The sequence below is a fragment of the Sphingomonas sp. H160509 genome (genome assembly GCF_024124765.2).
Lineage (GTDB): Bacteria > Pseudomonadota > Alphaproteobacteria > Sphingomonadales > Sphingomonadaceae > Sphingomonas.
The window spans coordinates 106,029-119,894 of the sequence record NZ_JAMXSR020000001.1; the positions used below are offsets into that span (position 1 = coordinate 106,029).

General features: G+C 61.0%; 21 protein-coding genes. 13 read left to right on the plus strand and 8 right to left on the minus strand.

All coding sequences use genetic code 11. The features are described from left to right. The 3 genes from NHF48_RS25630 to NHF48_RS00555 form a co-directional block, all read right to left on the minus strand. On the minus strand, positions 1-381 hold the full coding sequence (locus NHF48_RS25630) for an HPP family protein (RefSeq protein ID WP_446741098.1): 381 nt from the start codon (positions 379-381) through the stop codon (positions 1-3). Then, positions 333-608, minus strand: a complete 276-nt coding sequence (locus tag NHF48_RS25635; protein ID WP_446741099.1) for an HPP family protein — start codon at positions 606-608, stop codon at positions 333-335. The genes NHF48_RS25630 and NHF48_RS25635 overlap by 49 nt, the downstream gene beginning before the upstream one ends. 104 nt (positions 609-712) lie before the next feature. Further along, a complete protein-coding gene (locus tag NHF48_RS00555) occupies positions 713-1,588 on the minus strand; it encodes a LysR family transcriptional regulator (protein WP_253069911.1) in 876 nt (291 codons plus the stop codon). 173 nt (positions 1,589-1,761) lie between these two features. Between NHF48_RS00555 and NHF48_RS00560 the strand changes: the two genes are divergently transcribed. The 6 genes from NHF48_RS00560 to NHF48_RS00585 all read left to right on the plus strand — a co-directional run bounded on the left by NHF48_RS00560 (position 1,762) and on the right by NHF48_RS00585 (position 5,128). Then, entirely contained in the window at positions 1,762-2,919 is a 1,158-nt protein-coding gene (locus tag NHF48_RS00560) for an amidohydrolase family protein (protein ID WP_263816605.1), read from the plus strand. A gap of 145 nt (positions 2,920-3,064) precedes the next feature. Further along, positions 3,065-3,307 (plus strand): hydroxyisourate hydrolase, encoded by a 243-nt coding sequence (locus tag NHF48_RS00565; protein ID WP_253069954.1) that lies wholly within the window; start codon positions 3,065-3,067, stop codon positions 3,305-3,307. Positions 3,308-3,309: 2 nt separating this feature from the next. Continuing rightward, positions 3,310-3,711 carry an MAPEG family protein gene (locus NHF48_RS00570; protein WP_253069913.1) on the plus strand — a complete coding sequence of 134 codons (402 nt, stop codon included), beginning with the start codon at positions 3,310-3,312 and terminating at the stop codon, positions 3,709-3,711. A gap of 40 nt (positions 3,712-3,751) precedes the next feature. Continuing rightward, on the plus strand, positions 3,752-4,240 hold the full coding sequence (locus tag NHF48_RS00575; protein WP_253069914.1) for a GlcG/HbpS family heme-binding protein: 489 nt from the start codon (positions 3,752-3,754) through the stop codon (positions 4,238-4,240). After that, positions 4,237-4,722 (plus strand): hypothetical protein, encoded by a 486-nt coding sequence (locus NHF48_RS00580; protein ID WP_263816560.1) that lies wholly within the window; start codon positions 4,237-4,239, stop codon positions 4,720-4,722. The genes NHF48_RS00575 and NHF48_RS00580 overlap by 4 nt, the downstream gene beginning before the upstream one ends. Continuing rightward, a complete protein-coding gene (locus NHF48_RS00585; protein ID WP_263816561.1) occupies positions 4,616-5,128 on the plus strand; it encodes a hypothetical protein in 513 nt (170 codons plus the stop codon). Before NHF48_RS00580 ends, NHF48_RS00585 begins: the two co-directional genes overlap by 107 nt. Before the next feature lie 709 nt (positions 5,129-5,837). Here the strand turns inward: NHF48_RS00585 and NHF48_RS00590 are convergent. The 4 genes from NHF48_RS00590 to rnk all read right to left on the minus strand — a co-directional run bounded on the left by NHF48_RS00590 (position 5,838) and on the right by rnk (position 7,916). Further along, positions 5,838-6,140 (minus strand): META domain-containing protein, encoded by a 303-nt coding sequence (locus NHF48_RS00590; RefSeq protein ID WP_253069915.1) that lies wholly within the window; start codon positions 6,138-6,140, stop codon positions 5,838-5,840. 207 nt (positions 6,141-6,347) lie between these two features. Then, on the minus strand, positions 6,348-7,196 hold the full coding sequence (locus NHF48_RS00595) for a uroporphyrinogen-III synthase (RefSeq protein ID WP_253069916.1): 849 nt from the start codon (positions 7,194-7,196) through the stop codon (positions 6,348-6,350). Positions 7,197-7,198: 2 nt separating this feature from the next. Beyond that, positions 7,199-7,495: a hypothetical protein gene (locus tag NHF48_RS00600; RefSeq protein ID WP_253069917.1), complete on the minus strand. Its 297-nt coding sequence runs from the start codon at positions 7,493-7,495 to the stop codon at positions 7,199-7,201. A 4-nt stretch (positions 7,496-7,499) separates the two neighbouring features. Continuing rightward, the gene (rnk, locus tag NHF48_RS00605) at positions 7,500-7,916 is read right to left on the minus strand and encodes a nucleoside diphosphate kinase regulator (protein ID WP_253069918.1); all 417 of its coding nucleotides are present in this window, start codon (positions 7,914-7,916) and stop codon (positions 7,500-7,502) included. A 660-nt stretch (positions 7,917-8,576) separates the two neighbouring features. Here rnk and NHF48_RS00610 point away from each other — a divergent pair. Then, entirely contained in the window at positions 8,577-9,869 is a 1,293-nt protein-coding gene (locus NHF48_RS00610; RefSeq protein ID WP_253069919.1) for a hypothetical protein, read from the plus strand. A gap of 142 nt (positions 9,870-10,011) precedes the next feature. Next, positions 10,012-10,443, plus strand: a complete 432-nt coding sequence (locus NHF48_RS00615) for a DUF3768 domain-containing protein (RefSeq protein ID WP_253069920.1) — start codon at positions 10,012-10,014, stop codon at positions 10,441-10,443. A 416-nt stretch (positions 10,444-10,859) separates the two neighbouring features. On the opposite strand, the gene rpsU is transcribed toward NHF48_RS00615, so the two are convergent. Then, complete coding sequence (gene rpsU / locus NHF48_RS00620) at positions 10,860-11,060, minus strand: 30S ribosomal protein S21 (RefSeq protein WP_056483632.1); 201 nt, start codon at positions 11,058-11,060, stop codon at positions 10,860-10,862. Positions 11,061-11,264: 204 nt separating this feature from the next. Here rpsU and NHF48_RS00625 point away from each other — a divergent pair, with 204 nt between their 5' ends. The 5 genes from NHF48_RS00625 to NHF48_RS00645 all read left to right on the plus strand — a co-directional run bounded on the left by NHF48_RS00625 (position 11,265) and on the right by NHF48_RS00645 (position 13,727). Then, on the plus strand, positions 11,265-11,486 hold the full coding sequence (locus NHF48_RS00625) for a hypothetical protein (protein ID WP_056678179.1): 222 nt from the start codon (positions 11,265-11,267) through the stop codon (positions 11,484-11,486). Between the two features lie 59 nt (positions 11,487-11,545). Further along, positions 11,546-11,815, plus strand: a complete 270-nt coding sequence (locus NHF48_RS00630) for a DUF1488 family protein (RefSeq protein WP_056678177.1) — start codon at positions 11,546-11,548, stop codon at positions 11,813-11,815. A gap of 27 nt (positions 11,816-11,842) precedes the next feature. Then, a complete protein-coding gene (locus tag NHF48_RS00635; RefSeq protein ID WP_263816566.1) occupies positions 11,843-12,757 on the plus strand; it encodes a D-alanyl-D-alanine carboxypeptidase family protein in 915 nt (304 codons plus the stop codon). Positions 12,758-13,056: 299 nt separating this feature from the next. Continuing rightward, positions 13,057-13,323 carry an antitoxin gene (locus NHF48_RS00640; RefSeq protein ID WP_253069922.1) on the plus strand — a complete coding sequence of 89 codons (267 nt, stop codon included), beginning with the start codon at positions 13,057-13,059 and terminating at the stop codon, positions 13,321-13,323. A 14-nt stretch (positions 13,324-13,337) separates the two neighbouring features. Then, positions 13,338-13,727, plus strand: a complete 390-nt coding sequence (locus NHF48_RS00645; RefSeq protein WP_253069923.1) for a type II toxin-antitoxin system VapC family toxin — start codon at positions 13,338-13,340, stop codon at positions 13,725-13,727. Positions 13,728-13,866 lie beyond the last annotated feature (139 nt).

Genomic DNA, 13,866 nt, shown 5'->3' on the forward strand with positions numbered 1-13,866 from the left:
TCAACGCAGTTTTCTAGCATTGTTGTCTGCACGGCGTGTGGCCGCATGCACTTTCACACGTTCTAAGAGTAAATCGAGATCCTGACGACCAATGTCGAATGTCTCACCAAGGTCCGCGAGTGCTGCGTCGAGGTCTTCCGGATGGGGGATGGTATCGCCTCCCAGAACAGCAGGCACGGCCGTCATTGCGACAGCACGATGCGGGTAGGAATGCTTTGATAGCATATGAAAAAGCATCCCGGCAGCGGTCAGGATCACGGCATTAATACCAACAGGCAGGACCGGAAACATCCAGCCCGCTGCCGTAACGGCAGGTCCGCCTATGACTGCGGTCAGTGCGGCAGCCCCGCCAGGAGGGTGGAGACAGCGCAGCAGCGACATTGCCAAGATCGCGCCTCCGACTGCCAAGCGCCGCTCGCAAGCGCGGGCGATGACACCATGGATGCGATCCCCACCCCGACAACGGCTGAGATTACGTTGCCACCAATCACTGACCAGGGCTGCGCAAGCGGGCTGGCCGGTACGGCGAAGATGAGCACTGCGGAAGCGCCCATCGGGGCCACTAGCAGAATCGCCGTCCATCCGTTTCCGAACGCCATCGCTGTCACGGCCGCAGTAAGCGTAATTCCGACCGCAGCACCGGTACACGCCAACAGCCGATCGCCGAATGTGGCACCAGCGAGGATCGGGGCAAAAAGCGCACGCAAACAGATTACCCTTTGTTGAGAGGCTTGGAATTGATCTGCTCGCCCGGACGGTCGGACAGCACTTCGCTCATCGCAGCGACCAGCTCTCCCGTCGCGCCATCGCTTTCCCAGGCATAGATCGACACCACCAACGGCGCGTCCGCGACAAAGATGGAACTGGCACGAACGGCGTGTGCGGCGACGGTACTGACGGGCAGCACCGACACTCCTAGCCCGGCCTCGATTGCGGACAAGACACTGCCCAGGCTGTTGCCGGTAAAGGCGATGTACCACCTTCGGCGCTCGCGCTCTATCCGGTCGATCATTAGGTCACGGTACAATCCGCCCGGTGGAAACGTCACGAGAGGGATAGGGTCAGGCCAGTCGTTGCAAATGTCTGTGGCTTCGAACCAGCCAAGCGGTTCGGAAAAGCTGGCGCGGGCGTCGCCATCTGCTCTCGCCTCCTTGACGATGGCGATGTCGAATTCGCCGGCACGGAAGCGTTTGGTCAGATCGCGGCTGAGGCCTGTCGTCACATCTAACCGGATTTCACGATGCCGTTCGGCGAACCGTGCAAACTGCTGGCTCATAGCCTGAGTCACGACATCGTCGGGCAGTCCGATGCGGATCGTGATCGTTCCCGATGGGTCGACCAGCAATGTCTGCGCTTCATCCTGCAAGGCCAGTAACCGCCGTGCATAGCCTAGCAACCGCTCGCCCGAAGGCGTCGGCGAAATAGGCCTTGCCGATCGATCGATCAGCGACTGCCCGACTGCCGCTTCGAGGCGGCCAAGATGCTGGCTCACCGTCGACTGGGTGGAATTAAGACGATCGGCTGCGATCGTGAAGCTCGCGGCATCGGCGATAGCGACGAAGGTACGGAGCAATCTCGGGTCGAGCATATCGGTATCCTAATATCGAATGCCTATCATTCAAATATCTCATTCGTAAATGCCGTCAACCGCGCCCACTTGCAGATTTTAATAAGCCAAGGACCGCTGATTTGCGTGACGCCGTTGCACCCTGCCTGTTTCGAAACGCTCTGCTGAAAGATGGTCGGACCAGCGATCTGGCCGTGTCGGACGGTCAGTTTGTTGATCCGGCATCGCTGGCAGCCAGTGCCGATAGCATCGACCTGGCAGGGCTTCTGGTCCTTCCCGCATTGGTCGAAGGCCACATCCATCTCGACAAGAGCTTCGTTGGCGATGACTGGCGTCCGCATCGCCAAGCCGAAAGCCTTGGCGAACGCTTGGGTATCGAGAAACAGCTGCTTGCGGATGCATTGCCGGTCACGGATCGTGCCCATGCACTGCTGGCGCAGGCGCACGGTTTCGGCACGGTCGCGATGCGTAGCCATGTCGACGTCGATGCGTCGCTCGGCCTCGCCAATCTGCATGCGGTGATGGCGGCGTGCGAGCCGTGGCGGGACCGCGTCGATGTCGAGATCGTCGCGTTTCCCCAGGCCGGCATCCTTGCATCCCCCGGGACCGCCGATCTACTCGATGCGGCCGTTCGGGAAGGGGCACGCGTCGTCGGCGGGCTGGACCCTTCGGCGTTCGACGGTGATGCCGACGCGCACCTCGACGTGGTGTTCGGCGTGGCGGAACGGCACGGCGTGAAGATCGATATCCACCTCCACGAACCCGGTCGACAGGGGATCGAGCAGCTGCGCCGGATCGCTGCACGAACGATCGCGATCGGAATGCAGGGCAAGGTTGTCGTGAGCCACGCCTATGCGCTCGGCGATGTCGGGCCGGACGAAGTCGCCCGCACGGCCGATATCCTAGCGGAAGCCGGCGTAGCGATCATGACGAATGCGCCGGGTGACCGCGCCTTCCCTCCGATCAAAATGCTGCGTGCTGCAGGCGTGCGTGTGTTTGCCGGCAACGACAATATCCGCGATGCCTGGTGGCCGTATGGCGATGCCGACATGCTCGGGCGGGCGATGATGATCGGGTATCGATCAAGCTTCTTCACCGACGCCGATCTCGCGACCGCGCTGGATATGGCTACGACGGATGCAGCATCGGTACTGGGGCTCCGACGTTACGGCTTGGCTATCGGTGACGAAGCGACGTTCCTCATAGTCGATGCAGAAAACGCCGCGTCTGCAGTTGCCGCTCCGCCGCGCGACCGTCGTCTGATCCAGCAGGGTGCGATCGTACCATCAGGCACATCGCGGCTCGACACCCTCTTTTCCCGATACGACACTCAGCAAGGATATCGCTCATGAAGGCCATCGCTCTCGCTCTACTGCTCGGCGCAGTCGCCACCCCCGCCGCGGCAGCCGACATTTCCACTCACGTTCTTGATCTCGCCCGAGGCGTTGGCGGCAAGGCCGTGCCTGTAACCCTCTCGAAGCGTGCGGATGACGGACGCTGGCAAAGGTCGGCACCGCTACCACCGATGCCGATGGCCGCGTTCGTAGCTTTGGGGATGCCAAGTCGTTCGACACCGGAATCTACAAGCTCCAGTTCGACATGTCGCGCTATCCCAATGCGGCAGCGAGCCCGTTCTTTCCGGAAATCACGCTGACGTTCCGCGTGATCGACAAGGCGGGTCACTACCATGTGCCTGTCGTCGTCAGCCCCTATGGCTATTCCACCTACCGGGGAAACTGAGTGTGACGGGCACGACGCTTCCCGTCACGCTCGCGGTAGCAGCTTCCCTCGGCACTATTAGCCTGTGGCTTGGCCTGCGGATCTTCCGCATGCGGTTGCGCGACAATGTGCTGATCGGCGACGGCGGTGAGGATGTACTTGCTGGACGGATGCGCGCTCATGCCAATCTGGTCGAATATGCTCCGTTTGTCCTAGCGCTGCTGGCGCTGATTGAGCTCGCCCGCGGGTCTAGCCTGACGCTCGGGGTCACCGGTGCGATGTTTGTTGTCGCCCGGATCGCCCATCCGATCGGAATGGACCTGCGCCGCTCCAACGTACCGCGAGCAGGCGGTGCGATTCTGACATGGCTAGTGCTGGCATTCCTCGTCGGCTGGGCTGCGCTGATCGCAACCGGCGTCGCCTGATGCGCCTTCGCGCTAATTATTCCTGAAAGGTCACATCACGGTGTTGAGTCTCGTCATTCTTCTGCCCGCGGCAATCGCCGCGGCAACGCCCGTAGTACCGCTGGAGCGTAAAACCGTGTCGCTGGCGCTGGCCAACAGCCTGACAGGTGCCGCAATAGCTTCGTGTCGTACGATCGGTCGGGAGTCTGTGGTCGCGGTGGTCGATCGCGGCGGAAACCTGGTCTCGCTCCAGCGCGGCGACGACATCGGCCCGCACAACACGGTAGCAGCCCAGCGCAAGGCGTTCACCGCCTTGTCGACCAAGGCCAACACGACCGTACTGGCTGAGCGCGCAGCGACCGATCCGACGTCTCGTAACCTCGTCACCATTCCCGAACTGCTTTTGTTGGGCGGTGGCATGCCGATTGTCGTTGATGGTGACGTGATCGGGGGTATCGGCGTCGCCGGGTCAGGTGGAGCCGCCAATGACGAGCGCTGTGCGACCGAGGCTATCGCGCAGGTATTGGGCAAAGCGAGGACTCGTCCATGACGGAGCTGCCACATCACGGCCGGTATAAGTACGTCCCGATCGTCGGCCGCCCCGATTACAGCTGGCCGGAAGGACGCCGTCTGGCGGTGTACCTCGGCGTGAATCATGAGGTCTTTGCCTTTGGCGACGGGATGGGCGCAACCCTGGCCCCGTCCAAGACCGATCCCGACGTTATGAACTTCGCTTGGCGCGATTACGGCAACCGCGTCGGCGCCTGGCGTTTCATGGAGATGTTCGACCGGCTCGAACTGAAGACGACGGCGCTCGTCAACAGTGCCATCATCACGCGGTGCCCGGGGCTTGCGGAGGCGTGCCGGGACCGGGGCGATGAAATTGCCGCGCATGGACGCACCAATGCACAGGCAGAGGGGCCACATGAGCGAAGACGAGGAGCGCGAAATGATCGCGCGTACGCTTCAGGAATTCGAAGCCATCGGCGTCCGCCCCCGCGGTTGGCTCGGGCCGTGGATTTCGGAAAGTGAGAATACGCCCGATCTGCTTGAAGAAGCAGGGTTCGGCTATGTCCTCGATTGGGCACATGACGATCAACCGACACGACTGGATACCCGGAGCGGCAAGGGGATATTATCGATCCCGTATTCCCAGGAGATCAACGACATCCCCTCGATCATCACCCGTCATCAGGAGGCCGAAACTTTTGCCGGCATGATCGAGGACGCGATTGAACAGCTTCTTGCCGAGTGCGACCGTCGCCCGTTGGTGCTGGGCATCGCGCTCCATCCCTACATCATGGGGCAGGCGCACCGCGCACTTCATCTTGATCGAGCCCTGACCCGGCTGAGAGAGGCTGCTGACCCACGCATCTGGTGGACGACTGCGGGCGCCATCGCCGATCATATGGCGAAGGGACCTGGCAAGCCTGCCTGATAGAGTCAGCCTCGGCGTTCAGGCGGATGAGCAAATGACGAACGCTGTGCGACAGAGGCGATTGAGCAGATTTTAGGGGCCGCGACGCACCGTCCATGACCGGTGATACCAACGGTCACGAACGATGATGCCGATCCGGCCGCTTAAAGCGCCGAGCTGATAACGCAATAAATAAGTATTGGAACGCCAACCACCAGAATTAATAAGGCAAGATTTAGATCAATAAATCTACCCAGGCGGCTAAGCCTGCTGTTGGGATCGATTTCGGAACCTGTGGTCACTTCGTCTTCTATTTCTAGTGAGAAATTATTGGAAAAAAAAGTGCCTGGGCCTTGAGCGTAGCCGCTGGCGATTTTCTACGATGCGTATCCCATCGTTATTGCGCGATAGCCGATGGTACGGCTTTTCAGTAAATTCTGACATGTGCGATTCCCGCTTATTCGAGATCGCGAACGCGCTTCGCGCGGCCGCGGGATCAAAATCGAATGGAGCCCGAACTCAAGCGGCAAATGTCCGCGAGCTCGGGCTAGCGGCGTGCGGCGAGTTGGCCGGCGTGATCAATGAACCGCTTATATGTCTCAAGCAGAGGCATTCCGCGAACATCGCGGTACACCTCCTTAATGTCAAATCGACGTGGCGGCCGATCGTTTATTCCAGTGGAACATCCGCTTCGTAAGGAGGTAGGATCAGGCATGCTTTCCAAGAGAGGTCAGCGCCGTGCCACGAGCTGGTCGCCCGATGTGGTTGTCAGAACAAGCGCGCCCGTGTGATCGATGCTGTAGCTGGACACCTTACCGAGAAGATCGACCAGCTTGCGCTCCTGGTCCATCAGCGCAGGCGGGCACGCCATCATCGTCGTGCCGGCCGGGCTGATCGTCAGCTTGCTTCCCTCGACCGTATAGCTGGCTATCAGGCGGTTGCAGGTCGCATTGCCTGACAGCCTGCCGTCTGGACCGAACAGCAGCGTCGCTGGCGAATTGTCGATGACGCCCGCGCCCCCTGATATCCTCAACCCGCCATTCGCCCTCGTGAAGTGTAGTGACGGACGCTACGCTCGCAGGTGATGTCCCGATGCCGTTGGTGGCGCAGGCGGCAAGCATCATCAGGGCCGATGTCATGGCGATGGTTATCCAGGAACGGAACATGGCGAAGCTTTCGTGAAGGCGTCGGGGACGCGGACCACAGGGGGCGGATTGGTTTGCGAAGTGGAAAAGACGGCTCAGGCTGCGGTAGGATCAGGGTCATCATCATCCGGTCGCCAGATATCGGGAGCATTGTCGTTCCGCGCCGTCAGGCGTTGAGATGACCGATGGGATTGAAGCGCGGACATCAGGATCGCAGCATTGAGCTCGCGCACCGGTGACTGTCGTTTCTGTTTCGCTGGCGACGCCTGGGCGATCATGTCGAGGAGCGATCCTTCGGACGGCCGGGCGGCCGTATGCACGGTGACATGGGGTAAGTCGCTGCACGCGTGCGCTGCCTGCTCCGATATGCACCACAGCGAACCGCGCCACTCAGCACGGCGCAGCAGCGGGACGATGCGCTCCGCGCCGCTGCGGGAATGCAGGATGATCGCGCTGACCCGATCCAACGCTTCTGTCACAGGCGTCAGCGCATGATCCTGAATCGAAACGGACTTGTAGATGGCCTGACGCGCGACGCGGCAGCCTTGGGCTAGCAGACGGTCGGCAGCTATCGGGGAGGTGCTGTCGCCGCACAGAAGCAGGACGCGCGCCTCGCGTGGAAGCACATGGCCCATGAGGTCAGACAGCATCGCGTCGTCACCGCCCGTGCTGGTGACGTTTACGTAGCCAGCCAAGGAGGCTGCCTTTGCGACCGGGCCGGAGGCGGCGAAAACCGGAACCGACGCAAGTTGATCATGGCGCGCGAAATGGCGCACCGCATGGACGCTGGTAAATACGATCCCGTCTGGCGGCGATGTGATTGGTGGCTGGTAGCGTGGCACCGTCGTCAGGATCGGAACCATGAGTGGCATCTGTCCCAACGCGCGCAGTTCGCGCGCCGTGCGCAGGTTGTCGGGGGCTGATCGGGTAATCCAGACGGACATGGCTATGCCTGCCCCGCCATGTTTTCATCGCCACCATTCCGGGTCGCGATCCTGACAGCGGGCGCGCAGTCGCAACGCTGCAGATCGTGGGCAAGCAGCTCGCCAGTCGCGATCACTTCAAAGGTCCGGTTGTCGATGTAGCGCACAGGCTCGCCGTTGAGCAGCGTCGTCCAGGCCGAGCCGCGATGCTGTCGCGCTCCTGCTTCCCCTTGCGAAGTGAAGAGATGACGGTGCTCAACCACGAACAAAGGCGTGCCGTCATCCCCGGTGCAGCGGTGACGGGCCAGTTCCTCGATCATGGTCTCAACCCTCTCCGGGCGGCGTCACGCTGACGATGCGCAACAGCCGGTCACGGCCGTCGCGATCCGGCCACCGGATCGAACACCCGGCAGTCATGCCGATCAGGCCGGCACCAATCGGAGTCAGTATCGAAACGCGTCCCGCAGCTATATCCGCATCGCGAGGATAGACGAGTTTAACGGTGCGGCGCGCGCCAGTGCCTTCATCGATGAAGTCGATCCGCGAGTTCATCGCCACCGTCTGCTCCGGCAGTTCGCCTGGCTCGCACAGTTTGGCGCGACAAAGCTCGGCCAGGAGCATCGCCGAGGAATGCGGGTGCCTGTGTTCGGCACTCATCGCCAGTTCCGAGAGCGCGTCGCACTCGCCAGCGGTAAGATGGATGGCCGGACGATTATCCGCCGGGATGGTGTGTTGTTGCATTGTAGCTTTCCGCCATTCGATACCGGAGGCGCACACAGCGCGACCATAAGGATCAGATCGAACAAGGCCCGAACTCAGGCGGCAACGCCGTCCAAAGCCCGGGTTACAGGCGTGCGGCGAGTTGTCCGGCGTGGTGGCGGAACCGCCTGTATGTCGCGGGAGCGTACATCAATCAAAGGTGATGCCAGTAACAGGTTACGTCAACCCTTGGACTGCTGCCCCCCCATCGCAGTCGCCGTCTCCGGGAATGCCTGCGCTTATCGAGCGCAAACGTGGACCCGTGCGCGTTAAGGAAGGACGGTCGAAGGGATCGGCGTTCTCGAAAAGGAAGGCGCAGCGAGAAAGCCGGGCAGAATCGTTCTCTTGATGCGCCCAGGGGAGCTACTTTCTCGAAATCTGTTCCCGATTGAGTTTTCTCAAAACAGGCCGTCGTACATGGGAAAGCGGGAATATTTCTGCACGGCAGATGGCCGGCTTCGAGACGCCGAGATGATTTACTGACCGTCGATACTGGTGCTGGTGATGGACACCGCCGAGGAAGAACGCGCACGCGCCGCGGTGCTGAAGAGCGAGACGCCCTGCTAATCAGCCAAGGCGGCGCAGGAGAGGAGAGGGGTGAGAGGAGGGAGACCGGAATAGGCCGGACAGGATCCTTCCCCCATGCGCACTCGCTACATAGCAACTTTCGCCGATACGATCCGGACCGACCCGGTGACGCTTGCGCGGGAATATCTCTCCGCCCGCGATGCAACCGAACACGAGTTCCAGACCGACGAGGCACGCTCTGCCTATGTCGACGTCCTGTCGGCGCTCGGCTGCTTTCAGCACCGGACGGCGTTTGCCCGCGCGCTTGCCCAGTTCGACGTCCGCCCCGAGGCCGTGGACACAACGCGACAGGACAATCATCTGCGCCCGATCGCGTGGTCGTTCGGGGAGGGAGCCACGTTCCCCGGCTTCACCGATGACACGAACTGGAACGGCTTCCTCAACGTCAGGGTGCCGGTCTCGGCATGGCCCTACGTGCTGGCCGAGCTGATCGACGGCGCGGATGGCGATGCCGAGACGATCGAGGGATACCGACGGCTAGGCATTACCGACGGTCTGGTTTGCCTGTCCCACGGGTTCACCATCCATGAGGTGATCCCGACGTGGCCGTCGTTCTTTCCCGACTATGCGATCGATAGGATGGTGCCGATACCGCCGGAATGGTCCGAGATGAGCTGGCGGCACGAAACGGCACCGAGCTTCGGACCCTGCTTCGGTCCTATGGGCGAGGCCGCACAGATCTGGATCGACTACGAACAGGCGGCGATGCGCGAATTCCCGGAGAGCGCGAGGTTCACTTTTAGCCGGCGTGACGCAGTCGGCGAACTGACGGTCGCCTATGCGGGCGACGACTATGCCGAAGCCCTTGGGCATATTGCGATCGAGACACTCGCCTGCGCATTCGCACACGGTCTCGCAGAACAGCTCGATCCGGATGAGTGGCGCCAGATGCGCCTACGAAACCAGACGATCGCAGCTGGTGTCTGTGCGTCGCACGACTTCCTCGACGCCAACATGGTCATGTTGGCGGCGTGGCAAGCTACACGCCCGCCCGCGATCGTCGGGAATGGCGATGCCGATGCGCTCGGCACCGACCTCGCTCACGTCAACGCCGCCTGGGAAGTCGCCACCCGCTATTACCTGACGGCCTCAGACGAGGCGGCCCGGTTCGACACCTGGCGTGTAACGGGGCGCGATGTGCCAAGCCTGGCCGCGGCGGGTCACGATCTGGCGACAATCCCACCATCGGATAGCGCAGGCCGGGTCTACTCGGCCGGCTTCGTCCGAGCACATGGGACCGACTGGATCGTCGACGTCGGGAACACCAGCCGGAGCTTCGACCACCTGATCGATGCGGAGGCTCACCTCTGGTCGGTCTTCGCATCCGACGAGTGTCGCTACGCCTGAGCGGTGGAACGTCCGCGCAACGGGTAGAGAGGCCGCGATCGGTGTTTACCCAGGCAGACCAAGTAGGTCCGAGGCTCAAAGAGGGAGGGGGAGGTGACAGGAAGATGCGGGGAATGGCCCCGCCGAGCCTGAGGACACCACCATGCTCCCTGCCACGATCGCCACCAGCGCCGCGCACGAAGCCACCGCCAAGTTTGGCCGGCTGCTCAACGGATCGCTGGCGAGCGCCGAAGCGCGTCTGGCGTCCATCGGCCGTCTGAATGACCGTTGTCGCCATGGCCTCGACCGTACCGCTCGGATCATGGTGACGAGGAGCTGCCTTGGCACCTTCGCTTCTGGTGACGGCGCCATGGAGATCGTCGTTCAAGCGAGACTCTACGCCGCCATCCGCCACCATGTATTCGCCGATGCGGATGCGGCCGAACGGGACCGGGGCAACTTCGAGTTCGAGGGGACGACGGTCTACTTCAAGATCGACTATTACGACGCTGCGTTTCAGTACGGCCCGGAAGATCCCGCCGATGCCAGCATCACCCGGCGTGTGCTGACGATCATGGTCCGAGAGGACCTCTGACATGGTCACGGCAGCACCGAAAGATCGCCGCCTGGACCTAATGTCATTGCTGACGCCCGGACCGGTCGATGAGAACTGGGAAGCCGAGAAAGCAGGCTGGCGCTGCTTCGTCATGGGCAATGATAATCTCAGCGGACGGCGCGGTAGTCGTCTGCGCGCTGCGTGGCAACGCGGTTACGACGCTGCCTCCCGAAGTTGGGATCCAGTAGGGTTGATGCTTTAAAACGGCGAAACGGTTGGCCGGGATGTAAAGAATTGCAGACCGTCCACTTAGCCTGACGATCAACGGACGAAGCCGGGACATGCGGCTCACCGAGCCGATCCGCGAACCCACGATGGCGAAGCTCGTCTCCGTCGTTCGCCGCCTGAGCAAACAGCACGCACTCACACGGTGACGGTCTAACCAGGCCCCGGTCTTACTGATCCTTTTCGGCGCGCTTGCGATCGGCCTTGCGCGCCCGGCTAACGGCCGCTGCGTGTTCGCGAGCTCGCTTCTCAGACGGTTTCTCAAAATGGCGGCGCAGCTTCATCTCACGGTACACGCCTTCGCGTTGCAGCTTCTTTTTCAAAACGCGAAGAGCCTGGTCGACGTTGTTGTCGCGGACGATGACCTGCATGAAACCTGACTTTCGAGATTGCTTCGCTGATTAAGAAAGCCATGCCTATAAGCCCGGTAGGCATGTGCCAAGTCCATGATGAACTTCCCGGCGTCAAACGCAGTTATCTTGCGCGAACGTGACTAATTCTGCCCCATGCTGGAACGGCTTCTAGACCGTAGCCCCTAGGCATTGACACTGATCCACCAGGCTGGAGAAGGCCCCATGACCAATTCCGACGTGCCTGCCTATCGTGTTCAACTGCTACCGGCGCCGATAGTAATCGACGCGAATGGCCTCCCAGTCGCGAATTCCCATGTGGTCGAGATCGTATTTCCAGGGGACACGATCGATACGACGCTGGGGAAGGTGAACACGATCGTCGGACCGGGAACTGCCAAGATCATCGTTGAGGACGCGACGTACCGCGGGATCAGCCTTTGCTGAGTTTGCGCGCTGTGTAGCCTTCGGGCAGGGGAGCCTGCCAACCAAGGAAGCAGTAATACATGGCGAACCGTCTCACGATTGATCAGGACAGCTTGGTCGACAACGACCGCGAAAAGCAGGTTGAGTTTACCGCCGACATCGACAGCGACGACCGCGATTTTGCCGTGAAATACGCCGTTTTGCGTGAAGTGAGCGGCGACGAACCAGACAATGACGCCCTGGAACTGTTCGAGCGGTTCAGCGACGAGATACTCGATATCTGCGCCGATCTTGCCGAGCTTCGGCCAACGGCCAATCTGATAACCGTGACAGAAAGTGACCTCGAGTAGCGGTCGCTCCAAGGCACCCTTCGAAGCGTGCCGCTTAAGGCAGCAGTCAGGTCAGAGTTGGCATTCTCAAGGCTCATTGAGGATACCAACTTCGGCATGTTTTTCAGTTCTCTACGGCGTTCGCAGATCTGTTTTATCGTTGCCAGCTTGGCATTCGGCCTACCTGTGCAGGCGGCATATGCCCGATCACTCGTCTCTGAGATTGTGGTCGATGCCTCAACCGGTACCGTTCTGTTTTCGGAGACGCCGGATGCAGCGAGACGGCCCGCTTCACTGACCAAGCTGATGACGCTGTATCTCGCATTCGAAGCTCTTGCCGACGGCCACTTACGGCCAAGTGACCCTTTGCCGATATCCCGCCGGGCGGCGCGCCAGCCAGCGACGCATTTGGGTATAGCCGCAGGTGGAAGGATCACAGTCGGCAAGGCGCTGGATGCTATCGCAGCGATCTCGTCGAACGACCTGGCCGTTGCCCTGGCCGAACGCATTGCCGGTAGTGAGCCGAAATTTGCCAGACTGATGACGGCAAAGGCGCGCCAGCTTGGGATGCGGAATACGCGCTTTGCAAACGCATCTGGACTGACCAGCGCCGGTAACATGACAACGGCGAGCGACATGGCGAAGCTCTCGCGCGCCATCGTCAGGCGCTTTCCGCGGCAATATGCCCGGTTCAGCAAGCGTACGATCCAGTGGAGATCGCGTCGCACTGCCAATCATAACCATCTGCTCGGCCGGGTTACGGGCGTCGACGGCATCAAGACCGGGTACACGTCCGACGCCGGCTACAATCTCGCAGCATCGGCGATGCGCCGAGGTCGGCGTATCGTGGTCGTAGTGCTGGGTGAGACCAGCGTTTCGGCGCGTGATGCGCGCGTTGCCAATCTGATCGAGTTGGGCTTCACCGGGTCGAAATCAAAGGCGCGTCGCTTACAACGGCGGTAACTCGACGAACGGCCTTGGCATGGCTCAGGGCCATGAGGACCGTTCGGATCGATAATATATCTTATGTTAAATCAATAAGTTAGCAGATATTTGACATTGATTTTGCATGGCTTTGTTCCGGCTTTCGCCGGGATCCGTTTCAAGCAGCAACCGAGGCCAGGACCGCATAAAGCTACGCGCTTCCCACGCCGAGGCCACCTAAGATGGACGACACAGACGTAACTACGACGCCATCGCTCATGGCGATTGATAACGTCTGCCCAACAAGGTATATACATGGCATATACAAAGGAGGCGTCGTGACCCAGGCATCTGCTAATTTCGACGTGCGCGAAGCCAGGCTGTTTCGCAACAATCGCAGTCAGGCAGTGCGAATTCCCGCCGAGTTCGAATTTTCGGGAAGCCGTGTGCTTATCCACAAGGAAGGCGACAAGCTTATCATCGAACCCGAACCCAAGGCCCGTCTTCTCGACATCCTGAAAGGGCTAACCCCCCTCGCCTCTGAAGATCTGTTTCCAGAGGATCTCGATGCTACGCTGCTCCCGCTCAGGGCCGTCGATCTTTGACCGGTTCACGCTACATGCTCGATACCAACATCGTCTCCGATCTCGTTCGAAATCCGCAAGGCGCGGTGTTCGACAAGATCGTCGAGATCGGGAGCGACAATCTGTGTCTCAGCATCATCACCGCGGCCGAACTTCGCTATGGTTGCGCCCGTAAGGGGTCCCCTCGCCTGCTCCAGCAAGTCGAAGCCATTCTGAGCGGGCTCGAGATCCTTCCGCTCGATGTCCCGGCCGACGCCGAATATGGCGGGATCCGCGCCGAGCTTGAAGCCGCTGGCAAACCGATCGGCCCCAACGACCTCCTGATCGCAGCTCACGCCTATGCGCTGGGTGCCACTCTGGTCACCGCTAATGTCGGCGAGTTCACCCGTATTCGGGGTCTTCGCGTGGAGAATTGGCTCGGCTGACGCCGACGGTTTCCGCTTACGAAAACAGGGCCGGAACCGATAGCAGCGGTCCGACCCCGTCGATCGAAGGATCCTCCGTCGAAACGATGGATAGACTGGCTTAACGCATCTGCGTCGAATCCGGTCCACCACCCCCGAT